The 13,691-nt window shown below is 58.8% G+C and carries 13 protein-coding genes; 6 read left to right on the forward strand and 7 right to left on the reverse strand.

All coding sequences use genetic code 11. The features are described 5' to 3' along the window. Nucleotides 1–111: 111 nt before the first annotated feature. On the forward strand, nucleotides 112–2,022 hold the full coding sequence (locus tag MKZ79_RS19330) for an ABC transporter ATP-binding protein (RefSeq protein ID WP_336144244.1): 1,911 nt from the start codon (nucleotides 112–114) through the stop codon (nucleotides 2,020–2,022). A 6-nt stretch (nucleotides 2,023–2,028) separates the two neighbouring features. Here the strand turns inward: MKZ79_RS19330 and tauD are convergent, their stop codons facing one another. The 5 genes from tauD to MKZ79_RS19355 all read right to left on the reverse strand — a co-directional run bounded on the left by tauD (nucleotide 2,029) and on the right by MKZ79_RS19355 (nucleotide 6,249). Further along, the gene (gene tauD, locus MKZ79_RS19335; protein ID WP_336144245.1) at nucleotides 2,029–2,886 is read right to left on the reverse strand and encodes a taurine dioxygenase; all 858 of its coding nucleotides are present in this window, start codon (nucleotides 2,884–2,886) and stop codon (nucleotides 2,029–2,031) included. Then, on the reverse strand, nucleotides 2,883–3,710 hold the full coding sequence (gene tauC / locus MKZ79_RS19340; RefSeq protein WP_336144246.1) for a taurine ABC transporter permease TauC: 828 nt from the start codon (nucleotides 3,708–3,710) through the stop codon (nucleotides 2,883–2,885). The genes tauD and tauC overlap by 4 nt, the downstream gene beginning before the upstream one ends. Then, nucleotides 3,707–4,474 (reverse strand): taurine ABC transporter ATP-binding subunit, encoded by a 768-nt coding sequence (gene tauB, locus MKZ79_RS19345; RefSeq protein ID WP_336144247.1) that lies wholly within the window; start codon nucleotides 4,472–4,474, stop codon nucleotides 3,707–3,709. The genes tauC and tauB overlap by 4 nt, the downstream gene beginning before the upstream one ends. A 9-nt stretch (nucleotides 4,475–4,483) precedes the next feature. Beyond that, nucleotides 4,484–5,461, reverse strand: a complete 978-nt coding sequence (gene tauA / locus MKZ79_RS19350) for a taurine ABC transporter substrate-binding protein (protein WP_336144248.1) — start codon at nucleotides 5,459–5,461, stop codon at nucleotides 4,484–4,486. Between the two features lie 185 nt (nucleotides 5,462–5,646). Then, nucleotides 5,647–6,249: a LysE family translocator gene (locus MKZ79_RS19355; RefSeq protein WP_336144249.1), complete on the reverse strand. Its 603-nt coding sequence runs from the start codon at nucleotides 6,247–6,249 to the stop codon at nucleotides 5,647–5,649. 83 nt (nucleotides 6,250–6,332) lie between these two features. Between MKZ79_RS19355 and MKZ79_RS19360 the strand changes: the two genes are divergently transcribed. The 5 genes from MKZ79_RS19360 to MKZ79_RS19380 all read left to right on the forward strand — a co-directional run bounded on the left by MKZ79_RS19360 (nucleotide 6,333) and on the right by MKZ79_RS19380 (nucleotide 11,729). Further along, nucleotides 6,333–7,367: a hydrolase gene (locus MKZ79_RS19360; RefSeq protein ID WP_336144250.1), complete on the forward strand. Its 1,035-nt coding sequence runs from the start codon at nucleotides 6,333–6,335 to the stop codon at nucleotides 7,365–7,367. Next, the gene (locus MKZ79_RS19365) at nucleotides 7,324–7,539 is read left to right on the forward strand and encodes a YheU family protein (protein WP_336144251.1); all 216 of its coding nucleotides are present in this window, start codon (nucleotides 7,324–7,326) and stop codon (nucleotides 7,537–7,539) included. The genes MKZ79_RS19360 and MKZ79_RS19365 overlap by 44 nt, the downstream gene beginning before the upstream one ends. Nucleotides 7,540–7,699: 160 nt before the next feature. Further along, nucleotides 7,700–8,569 carry a phosphoribulokinase gene (locus MKZ79_RS19370; RefSeq protein ID WP_336144252.1) on the forward strand — a complete coding sequence of 290 codons (870 nt, stop codon included), beginning with the start codon at nucleotides 7,700–7,702 and terminating at the stop codon, nucleotides 8,567–8,569. Nucleotides 8,570–8,959: 390 nt separating this feature from the next. Beyond that, complete coding sequence (gene crp / locus MKZ79_RS19375) at nucleotides 8,960–9,592, forward strand: cAMP-activated global transcriptional regulator CRP (protein WP_034934863.1); 633 nt, start codon at nucleotides 8,960–8,962, stop codon at nucleotides 9,590–9,592. A gap of 58 nt (nucleotides 9,593–9,650) precedes the next feature. Next, nucleotides 9,651–11,729: a YccS/YhfK family putative transporter gene (locus MKZ79_RS19380; RefSeq protein ID WP_336144253.1), complete on the forward strand. Its 2,079-nt coding sequence runs from the start codon at nucleotides 9,651–9,653 to the stop codon at nucleotides 11,727–11,729. A 79-nt stretch (nucleotides 11,730–11,808) separates the two neighbouring features. Here MKZ79_RS19380 and argD read toward each other — a convergent pair whose 3' ends face one another. Continuing rightward, complete coding sequence (gene argD, locus MKZ79_RS19385; RefSeq protein WP_336144254.1) at nucleotides 11,809–13,026, reverse strand: bifunctional acetylornithine/succinyldiaminopimelate transaminase; 1,218 nt, start codon at nucleotides 13,024–13,026, stop codon at nucleotides 11,809–11,811. 85 nt (nucleotides 13,027–13,111) lie between these two features. After that, the gene (locus MKZ79_RS19390) at nucleotides 13,112–13,687 is read right to left on the reverse strand and encodes an aminodeoxychorismate synthase component II (RefSeq protein WP_336144255.1); all 576 of its coding nucleotides are present in this window, start codon (nucleotides 13,685–13,687) and stop codon (nucleotides 13,112–13,114) included. Nucleotides 13,688–13,691 lie beyond the last annotated feature (4 nt).

The raw sequence follows: 13,691 nt of genomic DNA on the forward strand, positions 1-13,691 counted from the left end.
TCGTCGTCACGGCGGGGAAATTCCGCTACCATGCTCGACACCGCGGAATGGTGCATTCCGCAAAGCATTTATGATGATTTAATTTAACATATTCTGGTTACTACGGCGCTTATGATTCTCTTCTCATCGTTACAAATACGACGCGGCGTGCGCGTCCTGCTGGATAACGCTACCGCCACCATCAATCCCGGACAGAAAGTGGGTCTGGTGGGCAAAAACGGCTGCGGTAAATCCACGCTGCTGTCGCTGCTTAAGAACGAGATAAGCGCCGATGCGGGCAGCTTCACCTATCCGGGCAACTGGGCGCTGGCCTGGGTCAACCAGGAGACGCCGGCGCTCGATACGCCTGCCATCGACTACGTGATCGACGGCGACCGCGAATATCGTCAGCTGCAGGCGGAGCTGGCGAAAGCCAATGAGAACGACGACGGCCACGCTATCGCCACGCTGCACGGCAAGCTGGACGCCGTTCAGGCCTGGACGATACAGTCGCGCGCCGCCAGCCTGCTTAGCGGTTTGGGCTTTTCGCAGGAGCAGCTGCAGCGACCCGTTAGCGCCTTCTCCGGCGGCTGGCGTATGCGTCTGAACCTGGCGCAGGCGCTGATCTGCCGCTCCGATCTGCTGCTGCTGGACGAACCGACCAACCACCTCGATCTGGACGCGGTGATCTGGCTGGAGCGCTGGCTGAAAAGCTATCAGGGCACGCTGATCCTGATTTCCCACGACCGCGACTTCCTCGATCCCGTGGTGGATAAAATTCTGCATATCGAACAGCAGTCGATTTTCGAATACACCGGCAACTACAGCTCGTTTGAGATCCAGCGCGCCACCAAACTGGCGCAGCAGCAGTCGATGTTCGAGAACCAGCAGCAGAAGGTGGCGCATCTGCAAAGCTTTATCGATCGCTTCAAGGCTAAAGCCAGCAAGGCGAAACAGGCGCAGAGCCGCATCAAGATGCTGGAGCGTATGGAGCTAATCGCGCCCGCGCACGTCGACAATCCCTTTACCTTCAGCTTCCGCGCGCCGGAAAGTTTGCCCAATCCGCTGCTGAAAATGGAGAAGGTCAGCGCGGGCTATGGCGAGCGCATTATTCTGGATTCGATCAAGCTCAACCTGGTGCCCGGTTCGCGTATTGGTCTGCTTGGCCGTAACGGCGCGGGCAAATCCACGCTGATCAAGCTGCTGGCCGGCGAGCTGGCGCCTTTGCGCGGCGATATCGGCCTGGCGAAAGGCATTAAGCTGGGCTACTTCGCCCAGCATCAGCTGGAATTCTTACGGGCGGATGAATCGCCGCTGCAGCATTTGGCTCGCCTGGCGCCAAAGGTGCTGGAGCAGCAGCTGCGCGACTATCTGGGCGGCTTCGGTTTTCAGGGCGACAAGGTAACCGAGCAGACCGAGCGTTTCTCCGGCGGCGAAAAAGCGCGGCTGGTGCTGGCGCTGATCGTCTGGCAGCGCCCTAACCTGCTGCTGCTGGACGAACCGACCAACCACCTCGATCTCGATATGCGCCAGGCGCTGACCGAGGCGCTGATCGATTTCGAAGGCGCGCTGGTGGTGGTTTCGCACGACAGACATCTGCTGCGCTCCACCACCGACGATCTCTATCTGGTGCATGACGGCAAGGTCGAAGCTTTCGACGGCGATCTGGAAGATTACCAGCAGTGGCTGAGCGATTTGCAAAAACAAACCGCCGCCGCAGCCGCAGCCGCCGAGCCAAAAGCGGAGAGCGGCAACAGCGCGCAGGCCAGAAAAGACCAGAAGCGTCGCGAAGCCGAGCTGCGCACGCAAACGCAGCCGCTGCGCAAGCAGATCGAGAAGCTGGAAAAGCAGATGGAGAAACTGAACGGCCAGCTTGCCGACGCGGAGAACAAACTGGCGGATAGCGCCATTTACGATCAGAGCCGCAAAGCGGATCTCACCGCGGCGCTGCAGCAGCAGGCCGAGGCGAAATCCGCACTGGAAGAGTGTGAGATGGCGTGGCTTGACGCGCAGGAGCAGCTGGAAGCGATGCTGGCTTCCTGAAGCGGTTTACACCGCATCCGCCCGGTAAAAAGGCTTGTCCCCTAAAATCGTGGCGCGATGCATAATGCGCCGTGCGGGCAGATAGTCCGCATTGGCGTAATGCTGCGTTACACGATTATCCCAAATCGCCACATCGTCCTGCTGCCAGCGCCAGCGCACCTGAAACTCCGGTTTGGTGATATGCGCGAACAGGAAGTTCAGCAGCGCGTCGCTCTCTTTCTCGCTTAGCCCGACAATACGCGTAGTAAAACCTTCGTTAACAAACAGCGCCTGCTTGCCGCTGACCGGATGCGTACGGATAACCGGATGCAGCAGCGGCGGATTCTTCGCTACCGCCTGCTGCCAGCGCTGATGCTCCTCTTCGCTGTTGCGGTATTTAAACTCCTGAAACGATTTTTTAAAGTCATGCTCCGCCTGAAGTCCGCTAAGCAGAACTTTAAACGGCTCTGACAGCGCGTTGTAAGCCGCAATGCCGCTGGCCCAAAGCGTATCGCCGCCGGTTTCCGGTAGCTGCTTCGCCGCTAAAATCGCGCCAGCCGGCGGCGTTTCGATAAAAGTGACGTCGGTGTGCCAGTTGTCGTTGTCCGGCGGATTATTGTCATGCGTGTCCAGCACGATGATCTCTTCCACATCCGGCGCGTGCGGGTAAACGGGATGGATGTGCAGATCGCCGAAGCGTGCCGCCAGCGCGCGCTGCTGAGCGGGCGTCATCGGCTGATGACGAAAGAAAAGAACCTGATGGCGGATCAGCGCGTGATAGAGCTGCTCGAACTGGGTATCGCTGAGCGGACGGCTGAGATCCACGTCAGTCACCTGTGCGCCGATATAAGGGCCAAGCGCGGTAATAGTCAGACGTTCATTCATAATGTTGCTCCATGCCAGGGAGTTAAACGGCGCTGTAAGGCTCGCAGCCCCAGCTCAAGGGAAAAAGCGATCAGGGCGATAACGGCAATGCCCGCCAGCACCACATCGGTCGCCAGGAATTCGCCAGCGGACTGCACCATAAAGCCCAGGCCGCGCGTGGCGGCAATCAGCTCGGCGGCCACCAGCGTCGACCAGCCGACGCCAAGCCCGATACGCAAGCCGGTCAAAATTTCCGGCAGCGCGCCGGGCAGCACCACGAACCAGAGCGTCTGCCAGCGATTCGCGCCCAGCGACTGTGCAGCCCTGAGCCGTACCTGCTGCGCGCTCTTCACGCCCGCCAGGGTCGACATCACCACCGGCGCGAAGATCGCCAAATAGATCAGCAAAATTTTCGAGGTTTCGCCGATGCCGAACCAGATCACCATCAGCGGCAGATAAGCCAGCGGCGGCACCGGACGATACAGCTCAATTAACGGATCGAGAATGCCGCGCGCGGTCTTGCTCAGGCCCATCAGAATACCGGTCGGCACGCCGATCAGCGTTGCCGCCAGCAGCGCGATCAGGATACGGGTCAGGCTGGCCGCCAGATGCTGCCAGAGCGTCGCGTCCATAAAACCCTGCGGGCTGGCGACCACCAACAGCTGACGGAAAACCTGCTGCGGCGCAGGCAGGAACAGCGGCGCGATCAGACCGGAAGCCGTTACGGCCCACCAAACCGCCAGCAGAACCAGCACGGTAGCCAGGCTCAGCGTAATCTGTCGGCTAAACGGCCAGCGCAGGCCGGGACGACGCGCGACGGCTTTCTCCGTAGTTAGCAGACTCATGAGAACACCTCTCGCTGTTGGAAGACCTGGCTCAGCACATATTCGCGCTTAGCGATAAATTCAGGATCGGATTTGATCGCGCGGCATGCTTCGCCTTCGGCATAGCGGCGACCGAACGGCAGCCGCAGCCGCTCGATAATTTTCCCCGGCCCTGGCGAAAGCAGAATCAGCTCGCTGGCCAGAAACACCGCCTCTTCGATATCGTGCGTGATCAGCAGCACCTGCTTGCCGCTGTCGCGCCACAGGTTCAGCAGCAGCTCCTGCATCTGCTCGCGGGTAAAGGCGTCCAGCGCGCCGAACGGCTCATCCAGCAGCAGCAGTTGCGGATCGGCGGCCAGCGCTCTTGCAATGCCGACTCGCTGCCTCATACCGCCGGAAAGCTGCCAGATAAATTTCTTTTCCGCGCCGTTCAGCCCCACTTTCTTCAGCATCTGTCGGGCCGTTGCGTGACGCGTCGCTTTATCTGCGCCGGCCAGCTGCAGACCAAAGGCGACGTTGTCCAGCACGTTGCGCCAGGGCAGCAGACCTTCATGCTGAAAAACCACGCCGCGCTCGGCGCCAGGCCCGACGACGCGCTGGCCGTCCAGCGTAATGCTGCCTTTTTCCGGCCTGAGAAAGCCCGCAATCAGATTCAGCAGCGTGGTTTTGCCGCAGCCGGAAGGGCCAAGCACCACCACCAGCTCTTTTTCGGCAATGGTCAGATTGATATCTTCAAGCGCGAGGTGGCCGTCATAGCGGGTTGTAAGCTGCGAAACGGAAAGCATGGCGGCTCCTTACTGCGCGAGATTTTTAACGAAGCGGTCGGTGACAAAGCCGCTGTAGTCGCTGGCGACCTGCGGCACTTTGCCCTGCTCTTTCAGAAAGCGCGCGGTGTCGCCGATCGCTTTATCGACCGGCTGGCCCAGCTGCTCAACCTGCTGCTGCGCCGTCAGATAGGTGTTGCCTTTCACCAGATCTGGAACCTGCTCTTCCGGCACGCCGCTCAGGCGTGACAGCTTGCTAAGGTTGTCGCCCTCTTTCAGCCACTGTTCCGGGTTATCAAGATAGGCTTTCTGCGCCGCCAGCGCGCTGCGGGCGAAAGCGGTCACCACGTCCGGATGCTGCTGCGCGAAATCTTTGCGCACTACCCACACATCCAGCGTCGGCGAACCCCATTTGCCGACCAGGGAAGAGTCCGTCAGCACCTTGCCCTCTTTCTCCAGCTCATTGATGGCAGGCGCCCAGACGTAGGCGCCGTCGATATCGCCGCGCTGCCAGGCCGCGATAATGGCAGGCGGCTGAAGGTTAACGATTTGCACCTGATTTGGCTTAATGCCCCAGTGTTTAAGTGCAGAGAGCAGGCTGTAATGCGTGGTGGAGATAAAAGGCACGGCGATGCGTTTGCCGATCAGGTCTTTGGGATCTTTAATGCTCTTTTTGACCACCAGCGCTTCGGAGTTGCCAAGCTGCGAAGCGAGCAGGAACACCTCGATCGGCACCTGCTGGCTGGCGGCGACGGCGAGCGGGCTGGAGCCGATATTGCCAATCTGCACGTCGCCGGAGGCCAGCGCTCTGACCACGCTGGCACCGCTGTCGAATTTACGCCAGTCGACCTTAGCGCCGCTGGTTTTGGCGAAGGCGTCATCGGCCTGCGCGACCTTAGCCGGTTCCGCCGAGGTCTGATAAGCCACGGTAACGTCAACGGCCTGCGCGCTCAGCGCGGAGAGAGAAAGGGTTGCGGCTAACAGGGAAAGAGTGAATTTACGCGCCATGCTTTGCTCCGGTCGTTATTGTTATAAAGGTGAATAACGCCTTTGTAACCGAGAGCCGTAACCGCAATAAAGTAATTAAAAATTATCGGTTATAACGATAAATCCTTAGAAGAAAAGCCGCATTGCATTGCCGAAAAGCGGCAGAGCGAAGCCGGCTTCAGGCGCCGGCTTGCGCGCAAGTTTGCTCAGCGCCAGATTAGCAGCACGCAGGCGGCGGTCAGCAGTCCCATTGAAACGTTGAAGAGGGTCCAGGCGCGACGGCTATGCAGAATGCGGCCAATCAGCGAGCCAAAACCGAGCCAGATTAGGCCGGAAACCAGATTGACCAGCGCCAGGGCGAAACTTATGGCGATAACGGAGCCGCGATAAGCTTCGCCCGCCAGGCTGAAGCTGGCGACCGCGCCCAGCGCCATCAGCCAGGCTTTAGGGTTGATCAGCTGCAGCAGGCCGCCCTGCCAGAACGGCATCGGCGCGGCTGGCGCTTCGCCCGTCTCCAGCTTTTCATATTTTGCCGTGGCGATTTTCCATGCCAGCCAGAGCAGATAAAGGCTGCCGGCGATTTTCAGGAACAGATGCAGAGAGGGATAAAGCAGAATCAGGCCGCCTATGCCGAACGCGACCAGCAGCAGCATGATCTGCATCCCGAGCATGATGCCGATCAGCAGCCACAGCGAGCGCAGAAAACCAAAGTTGGCGCCCGAGGCGGTGAGTAACATATTATTAGGGCCTGGCGTGATAGCGGCGACCCACAAAAAGCCCAGCATAGACAAAAACAGTTTCAGTTCCATATGAAACGGGCGCTCCTGACCCAAGACGAAAACGAACCTGTCGAAGCTAACAGTATGACAGGAATCCTGGAAGCCTTTTAAAAATGAATTTTACGCCTGCTTCGCAAGAGACTTTTCGCCCGCTGGCGGGAATGAGCAACGCGCACCTGCAAACCGTGCTGCCGCGGCTGGTGCGCCGCCGGGTTATTCTGCGGCCGCACTGGCAGCGCCTGACGCTGCCGGACAGCGATTTCATCGATCTGGCGTGGAGCGAAGATCCGGCACAGGCCAGCCATAAGCCGCGCGTGGTGCTATTCCACGGTCTGGAGGGCAGCTTTCACAGTCCCTATGCGCATGGGCTTTTGCAAGCCTGTCAGCGGCACGGCTGGCTGGGCGTGGTGATGCATTTTCGCGGCTGCGGCGGCGAACCGAACCGGCTGCGGCGCATCTATCATTCAGGCGAAACCGAAGACGCCAGCTATTTTTTGCGCTGGCTGCGTGAACGCTGGGGCGAAGCGCCTACGGCCGCCGTCGGCGTTTCTCTCGGCGGCAATATGCTGGGCTGCCTGATGGGTAAACAGGGCGAGGATTGCCTGTTGGATGCGGGCGTTATCGTCTCCGCGCCGCTGATGCTGGAGCCCTGCAGCCAGCGGCTGGAGCAGGGATTCTCGCGTTTCTATCAGCGCTATTTGCTAAACTTGTTGAAGCAGAATGCCGCCCGTAAACTCAACGCCTGGCCCGGCACGCTGCCTGTGGATCTGACGCAGCTTAAAGCGCTGAAGAGACTCAGGGAGTTTGACGACGCCATCACCGCCAGAGCGCATGGTTTTCTGGACGCGACGGATTACTATCGCCGCTGTAGCGCCCTGCCGCTGCTGCCCGGCGTGCGCAAACCTTTACTGATCATTCATGCTAAAGACGATCCCTTTATGACCGAAGAAGTGATCCCTGCCGCAGGCACCTTGCCCGCCTGCGTGGAGTATCAGCTGACGCAGCATGGCGGACATGTGGGATTTGTGGGCGGAACGCTCTTGAGGCCGCAAATGTGGCTGGAGCAGCGTATTCCGCAATGGCTTTCAACCTGGCTGGACAACGATGATTATTCCCTGGAAAGAACTGGACCCGGAGACGCTCGCTAACCTGATCGAAGCTTTTGTGCTGCGCGAAGGCACTGACTATGGCGAACAGGAGCGATCGCTGGAGCAGAAGGTCAACGACGTTAAGCGTCAGCTCACCAACGGCGAAGCCGTGCTGGTGTGGTCGGAACTGCACGAAACCGTCAACATTATGCCAAAAGGGCAGATTCGTTAAGCGCGGCAGGCTGGCTGGCACCTGTGAATTTTTTGCGCCATCCGGCACTTTGTTGTTATTAATTAACCCTTTTTCGCGCCATCGCCGAAGGCGCGGATGATGACACGCCATAGCGAAACGTGATAACAATGGCGGAATAACGCTCACAGGAAACCCGACTATGTCCGCCAAACATCCCGTGATTGCCGTGACCGGTTCCAGCGGCGCGGGCACCACCACCACCAGCCTGGCCTTTCGCAAGATTTTTCAGCAGCTCAGCCTGCACGCGGCGGAAGTGGAAGGCGACAGCTTCCACCGTTTCACCCGGCCGGAAATGGATATGGCGATCCGCAAAGCGCGCGATATGGGCCGTCATATCAGCTACTTCGGCCCCGAAGCCAACGACTTTTCGCTGCTGGAGCAAACTTTCGCGGAATATGGCCGCAGCGGCAGCGGCCAGTCCAGAAAATACCTGCATACCTACGACGAAGCGGTACCGTGGAATCAGGTGCCCGGCACTTTTACGCCGTGGCAGCCGCTGCCGGAACCGACCGACGTGCTGTTTTACGAAGGTCTGCACGGCGGCGTAGTGACGCCGCAAAATAATGTGTCGCAGCATGTCGATCTGCTGGTTGGCGTGGTGCCGATCGTCAATCTGGAGTGGATTCAGAAACTGATCCGCGATACCAGCGAACGCGGCCACTCGCGCGAGGCGGTGATGGATTCCGTAGTGCGCTCAATGGAGGATTATATCAACTTCATTACGCCGCAGTTTTCCCGAACCCATATCAATTTTCAGCGCGTGCCGACCGTGGACACCTCCAATCCTTTCGCCGCGCGCGGCATTCCTTCGCTCGACGAAAGCTTTGTGGTGATCCATTTTCAGGCGCTGGAAAATATCGACTTCCCCTATCTGCTGGCGATGCTGCAGGGCTCTTTTATCTCCCATATCAATACGCTGGTGGTGCCGGGCGGCAAAATGGGGCTGGCGATGGAGCTGATTATGGGGCCGCTGGTCAAGCGGCTGATGGAAGGCAAAGCGATACAATAGCTTTCCGCCCGTGCACGGCCTGCCAGCACGCTGAGGATTCTCCCAAAAAAGGCCGGGATCGCCGCCGGTTCTGTAGAGGTAAGTTTAACAACTTCCTCTAATTCATTCAGTTAAGCGACTGTCAGCTTCGATCGCTAAAACGGCAGCGCGGCAGATTTCCCGCTATGCTGAAGCGAGACAACAGAAGACACTCATGCAAAGCTGTGCTACAAACAAGGCTGTATTTCGTCAGTACTCTACAGACCAGACGAAACGGGACGACATAACGAGCCCGGCGCTCGACAGAGAGCCGAATAACTTTCCTGCATGGGAAGCGCTTGACTATTTCAACGCCTGTCAGGGAACTCTGCCCCTGTATTTAGGCAAGATAACAACAGAGGATAACAGCGAATGGTTCTCGGCAAACCGCAAACAGACCCGACACTTGAATGGTTCCTGTCACATTGCCATATTCATAAGTATCCATCCAAAAGCACGCTGATCCACCAGGGCGAGAAAGCGGAAACCCTTTACTACATCGTCAAAGGCGCGGTAGCGGTGCTGATCAAGGATGAAGAAGGCAAAGAGATGATCCTGTCTTACCTTAATCAGGGCGATTTTATCGGCGAGCTTGGCCTGTTCGAAGAGGGTCAGGAGCGCAGCGCCTGGGTGCGCGCAAAAACGGCCTGCGAAGTGGCAGAAATTTCCTATAAGAAGTTTCGCCAGCTGATTCAGGTTAACCCGGAAATCCTGATGCGTCTCTCTTCGCAGATGGCGCGCCGTCTGCAGGTCACCTCCGAGAAAGTAGGCAATTTAGCTTTCCTTGACGTGACGGGCCGCATCGCGCAAACGCTGTTGAACCTGGCTAAACAGCCGGACGCCATGACCCATCCGGACGGGATGCAGATCAAAATCACCCGTCAGGAGATCGGTCAGATCGTCGGCTGCTCGCGCGAAACCGTTGGCCGTATCCTGAAGATGCTGGAAGATCAGAACCTGATCTCGGCGCACGGCAAAACCATCGTGGTCTACGGCACACGCTAAGCCGCTCTGTTTGTATGGCGCAACGATGCTGTTGCGCCTTTTCAGCCGGTACAGAGTGATGTGGCGCCGAATCATCTATCATCCCGAAGTCAATTACGCCCTGCGGCAAACGCTGGTGCTTTGCCTGCCTGTCGCCGTCGGCTGGCTGCTGGGCAATCTGCAAAACGGCCTGCTGTTCTCGCTGGTGCCGGCCTGCTGCAATATCGCCGGTCTGGATACGCCGCATAAACGCTTCTTTAAACGCCTGCTAATCGGCGGCGGCCTCTTCGCCTTCAGCAGCTTTCTGGTGCAGTATCTGGGCGACTACGCCGTTCCGCTGCCCGTTATCCTCTTCTCTATGGCCATGCTGCTGGGCGTCACTGGCGAAATCAGTCCGCTGCACGGCAGGCTGCTGCCCGGCGCGCTGATCGCCGGCATATTCACGCTGAGCCTGGCCGGACGCATGCCCATCTGGCAGCCGCCGTCGCTCTATATTCTGGGCACGGTCTGGTACGGCCTGTTTAACTGGTTCTGGTTCTGGCTGTGGAAAGAGCAGCCGATGCGGGAGACGCTGAGCCTGCTCTATCGCGAGCTGGCCGACTACTGCGAAGCGAAATATACCCTGCTGACGCAGCTCGCCGATCCGGAAAAAGCGCTGCCGCCGCTGCTGGCGCGCCAGCAGAAAGCGGTCGATTTGATCAACACCTGCTATCAGCAGATGCATATGCTCGCCGCGAGCAACGATAATCATCACAAACGACTGACCCGCGCGTTTCAGGTGGCGCTGGATTTACAGGAGCATATCGCCGTTAGCCTGCACCAGCCGGAAGAGGTGCAGAAGCTGGTGGAGCAGAGCCATGCCGAAGCGGTGATCCGCTGGAACGCGCAAACCATCGCCGCCAGGCTGCGCGAGCTGGCGGACGATATCCTTTATCACCGCCTGCCTGAACGATTCAGCATGGAGAAGCCGCTTCAGGCGCTGGAGAAAATTGCCCGCCAGCATCCCGCCAATCCGGTCGGCAACTTTTGCGCCTGGCACTTCAGCCGCATCGCGCGCGTGCTGCGCACCCAGCGTCCGCTCTATCAGCGCGATCTGATGGCGGATCGGCAAAAACGCCTGCCGCTGCTGCCCGCTATCAAAAGCTATCTGTCGCTGAAATCCGCCGCGCTGCGTACCGCAGGTCGCTTTGCGGTGATGCTCGCTTTCGCCAGTTCGCTGGCGCTGTTCTTTAATCTTCCCAAGCCTTACTGGATTCTGATGACGGTGATGTTCGTCAGCCAGAACGGCTACAGCGCAACCAGAGTGCGCATCCAGCACCGCGCGCTGGGTACCCTGGCCGGTCTGGTGATAGCCGCGCTCACGCTGCGTTTTCAGGTGCCGGAATCGGCGGTGCTGCTGGTGATGCTGACGCTGACGCTGGCGGGTTATCTGGTAATCCGCAAATACTACGGGCTGGCGACGATTGGCTTTACCGTCACGGCGGTTTATTCGCTGCAGCTGCTGTCGCTGAACGGCGCCGATTTCCTGCTGCCGCGCCTGCTGGATACGCTGATGGGCTGCCTGATCGCTTTCGGCGGCATGGTCTGGCTGTGGCCGCAATGGCAAAGCGGCCTGCTGCGACAAAATGCCCATGACGCGCTGGAAACCTATCAGGAAGCGCTGCAGAAGCTGCTGGGCGACGAGCAGGATCCGCAAAAGCTCGCCTGGCAGCGTATGCGCGTCAACCAGGCGCATAACGCGCTGTTCAACTCGCTGAATCAGGCGATGCAGGAGCCAGGCTTCAATGCCAGCTATCTGGCGGATATGAAACTGTGGGTTACGCATAGCCAGTTTATCGTCGAGCATATCAACGCCATGACCATTCTGGCGCGCGAACATACCATGCTGACGCCGCAGCTGGCCGAGCGCTACCTGCAGGCGTGCGAGATAGCGCTGCAGCGCTGTCAGCAGCGGCTGGAGTATGACGGCCCAAGCTCAGAGAGCAACGTGCTGGATACGCAGGTAGAGTTTCATCGCGGCGCCACGACGATCCTGGAAAGGCATGTAAAAAGGATCCTGAGCCATCTGGCGGTGATGCACACCATCTCTTCGCTGGCCTGGAGCAACCGGCCTCATCATGGCCGCTGGCTGTCGCGACATCTGCGAAAATCGGCGTAGGTGCGCCTTTCAGGATGTAAGAGGGGTTGGGATGCGGCCCTGAAGTAAAACCGGAAGCGAGCGGCTTCCGGCTTTTACCTTAAGCCAGCACTTTTTTCACGGCGGCGGCGAAGCGGCTCATGCCCTCTTCGATGTCGGTCGGCTCAATCACCAGCGACGGCACGAAGCGGATGACATCCGTACCGGCATTCAGGATCATCACGCCTTCCGCCGCGGCGGCGTTGAGAATATCGCGAGCTTTGCCCGCATGTTGCGGCTTCAGCGCCGCGCCGATCAGCAGGCCTTTGCCGCGAATATCGCTGAACAGATCCAGCTGCGCATCCAGCGCTTTCAGCGCGACGACAAACTGTTCGCGACGCGCTTCCACGCCGTTAAGCACTTCCGGCGTATTGATGATATCTAACGCTGCTTCCGCCACCGCGCACGCCAGCGGATTGCCGCCGTAGGTGGTGCCGTGGACGCCTGGCGCCATGACCGAGGCGATCTCGTTGCTGGTCAGCATGGCGCTGACCGGGAAGCCGCCGCCCAGCGCTTTGGCCGAGGTCAGGATATCGGGCCGTACGCCGTAATGCTCATACGCAAAAAGCTTGCCGCTGCGGCCCATGCCGCTCTGCACCTCATCCAGCACCAGCAGCGCCTGGTGTTTGTCGCACAGCTCGCGCAACCCTTGCATAAACTCCTGAGTAGCGGGCATCACGCCGCCTTCGCCCTGAACCGGCTCCACGACAATAGCGCAGGTGTGATCGTCGATAACCGCTTTCACCGCGTTGAGGTCGTTAAAAGGCACGTGAACGATATCGGCCGGTTTCGGGCCGAAGCCGTCAGAGTATTTCGGCTGGCCGCCTACGGAGACGGTAAACAGCGTCCGACCGTGGAAAGCGTTATGAAAGGCGATGATTTTGCTTTTAAACGGCGAATGACGTTTGGTGGCATAGTAACGGGCCAGCTTAAACGCCGCCTCGTTGGCTTCCGCGCCGGAGTTGGCAAAGAACACGCGTTCAGCGAAGGTGGCGGCAATCAGCTTGCTGGCAAGGCGCAGCGCGGGCTCGTTGGTGAAAACGTTGCTGGTATGCCACAGGGTTTCGCCCTGGGTTTTCAGCGCTTCCACCAGCGCCGGGTGGCAGTGTCCCAGCGCGGTAACGGCGATGCCGCCGGAAAAATCGATATACTCTTTGCCCTGCTGATCCCAGACGCGGCTGCCTTTTCCTTTGACCGGCACAAACTGCGCTGGTGCATAAACAGGCAAAATCACTTCGTCAAACGTCGAGCGCGTTACCGCTAATTTTTCCGCTGCCATTGCCAACCTCTTCTTTTTTACGTTACGTAGCCGTGAAATTATAATCACAAAATATGCATAAAAAATCACTTGAAGGCAAACGAATTTATTGCCTGAGAAAATTCTCCAGCAGCTGATGTCCCTGCTCGCTGAGAATGCTTTCCGGATGAAACTGCACGCCTTCCAGCGGCAGCGTGCGGTGACGCAGACCCATGATCTCGTCCCGCTGGCCTTCCCGCATCGACCAGGCGGTTACTTCAAACTCAGCCGGCAGCGAATCGGCTTCGACAATCAACGAGTGATAGCGCGTAACCCTTAGCGGATTATTCAGCCCGGCGAACACGCCGCTCTCATTATGCTCAATCAGCGAGGTTTTACCGTGCATTACTTCACGCGCCCGCACGACGCGAGCGCCAAAAGCCTGCGCTATCGCCTGATGCCCGAGGCAGACGCCAAGAACAGGGATTTTCCCGGCGAATTCGCGGATCGCCGCCAGCGAAATCCCGGCCTCGTTCGGCGTGCAGGGGCCAGGCGAGATCGCCAGCCTTTCAGGCCGCAGCGCGCTAATCTGCTCCAGCGTCAGCTCATCGTTGCGCCGTACCTGAACCTCAGCGCCCGCTTCACAGAAATATTGGTAAAGATTCCACGTAAAAGAGTCGTAGTTGTCGATCAACAGCAGCATGAAC

The sequence above is a fragment of the Erwinia sp. CGal63 genome, assembly GCF_037026505.1.
Taxonomy (GTDB): Bacteria; Pseudomonadota; Gammaproteobacteria; order Enterobacterales; family Enterobacteriaceae; genus Erwinia.

Excerpts from the sequence above, each read along its gene's own strand:
- MKZ79_RS19330 (WP_336144244.1), top strand. The coding sequence starts at position 112 with ATGATTCTCTTCTCATCGTTACAAATACGACGCGGCGTGCGCGTCCTG.
- tauD (WP_336144245.1), bottom strand. The coding sequence starts at position 2,886 with ATGAATGAACGTCTGACTATTACCGCGCTTGGCCCTTATATCGGCGCA.
- tauC (WP_336144246.1), bottom strand. The coding sequence starts at position 3,710 with ATGAGTCTGCTAACTACGGAGAAAGCCGTCGCGCGTCGTCCCGGCCTG.
- tauB (WP_336144247.1), bottom strand. The coding sequence starts at position 4,474 with ATGCTTTCCGTTTCGCAGCTTACAACCCGCTATGACGGCCACCTCGCG.
- tauA (WP_336144248.1), bottom strand. The coding sequence starts at position 5,461 with ATGGCGCGTAAATTCACTCTTTCCCTGTTAGCCGCAACCCTTTCTCTC.
- MKZ79_RS19355 (WP_336144249.1), bottom strand. The coding sequence starts at position 6,249 with ATGGAACTGAAACTGTTTTTGTCTATGCTGGGCTTTTTGTGGGTCGCC.
- MKZ79_RS19360 (WP_336144250.1), top strand. The coding sequence starts at position 6,333 with ATGAATTTTACGCCTGCTTCGCAAGAGACTTTTCGCCCGCTGGCGGGA.
- MKZ79_RS19365 (WP_336144251.1), top strand. The coding sequence starts at position 7,324 with ATGATTATTCCCTGGAAAGAACTGGACCCGGAGACGCTCGCTAACCTG.
- MKZ79_RS19370 (WP_336144252.1), top strand. The coding sequence starts at position 7,700 with ATGTCCGCCAAACATCCCGTGATTGCCGTGACCGGTTCCAGCGGCGCG.
- crp (WP_034934863.1), top strand. The coding sequence starts at position 8,960 with ATGGTTCTCGGCAAACCGCAAACAGACCCGACACTTGAATGGTTCCTG.
- MKZ79_RS19380 (WP_336144253.1), top strand. The coding sequence starts at position 9,651 with ATGTGGCGCCGAATCATCTATCATCCCGAAGTCAATTACGCCCTGCGG.
- argD (WP_336144254.1), bottom strand. The coding sequence starts at position 13,026 with ATGGCAGCGGAAAAATTAGCGGTAACGCGCTCGACGTTTGACGAAGTG.
- MKZ79_RS19390 (WP_336144255.1), bottom strand. The coding sequence starts at position 13,687 with ATGCTGCTGTTGATCGACAACTACGACTCTTTTACGTGGAATCTTTAC.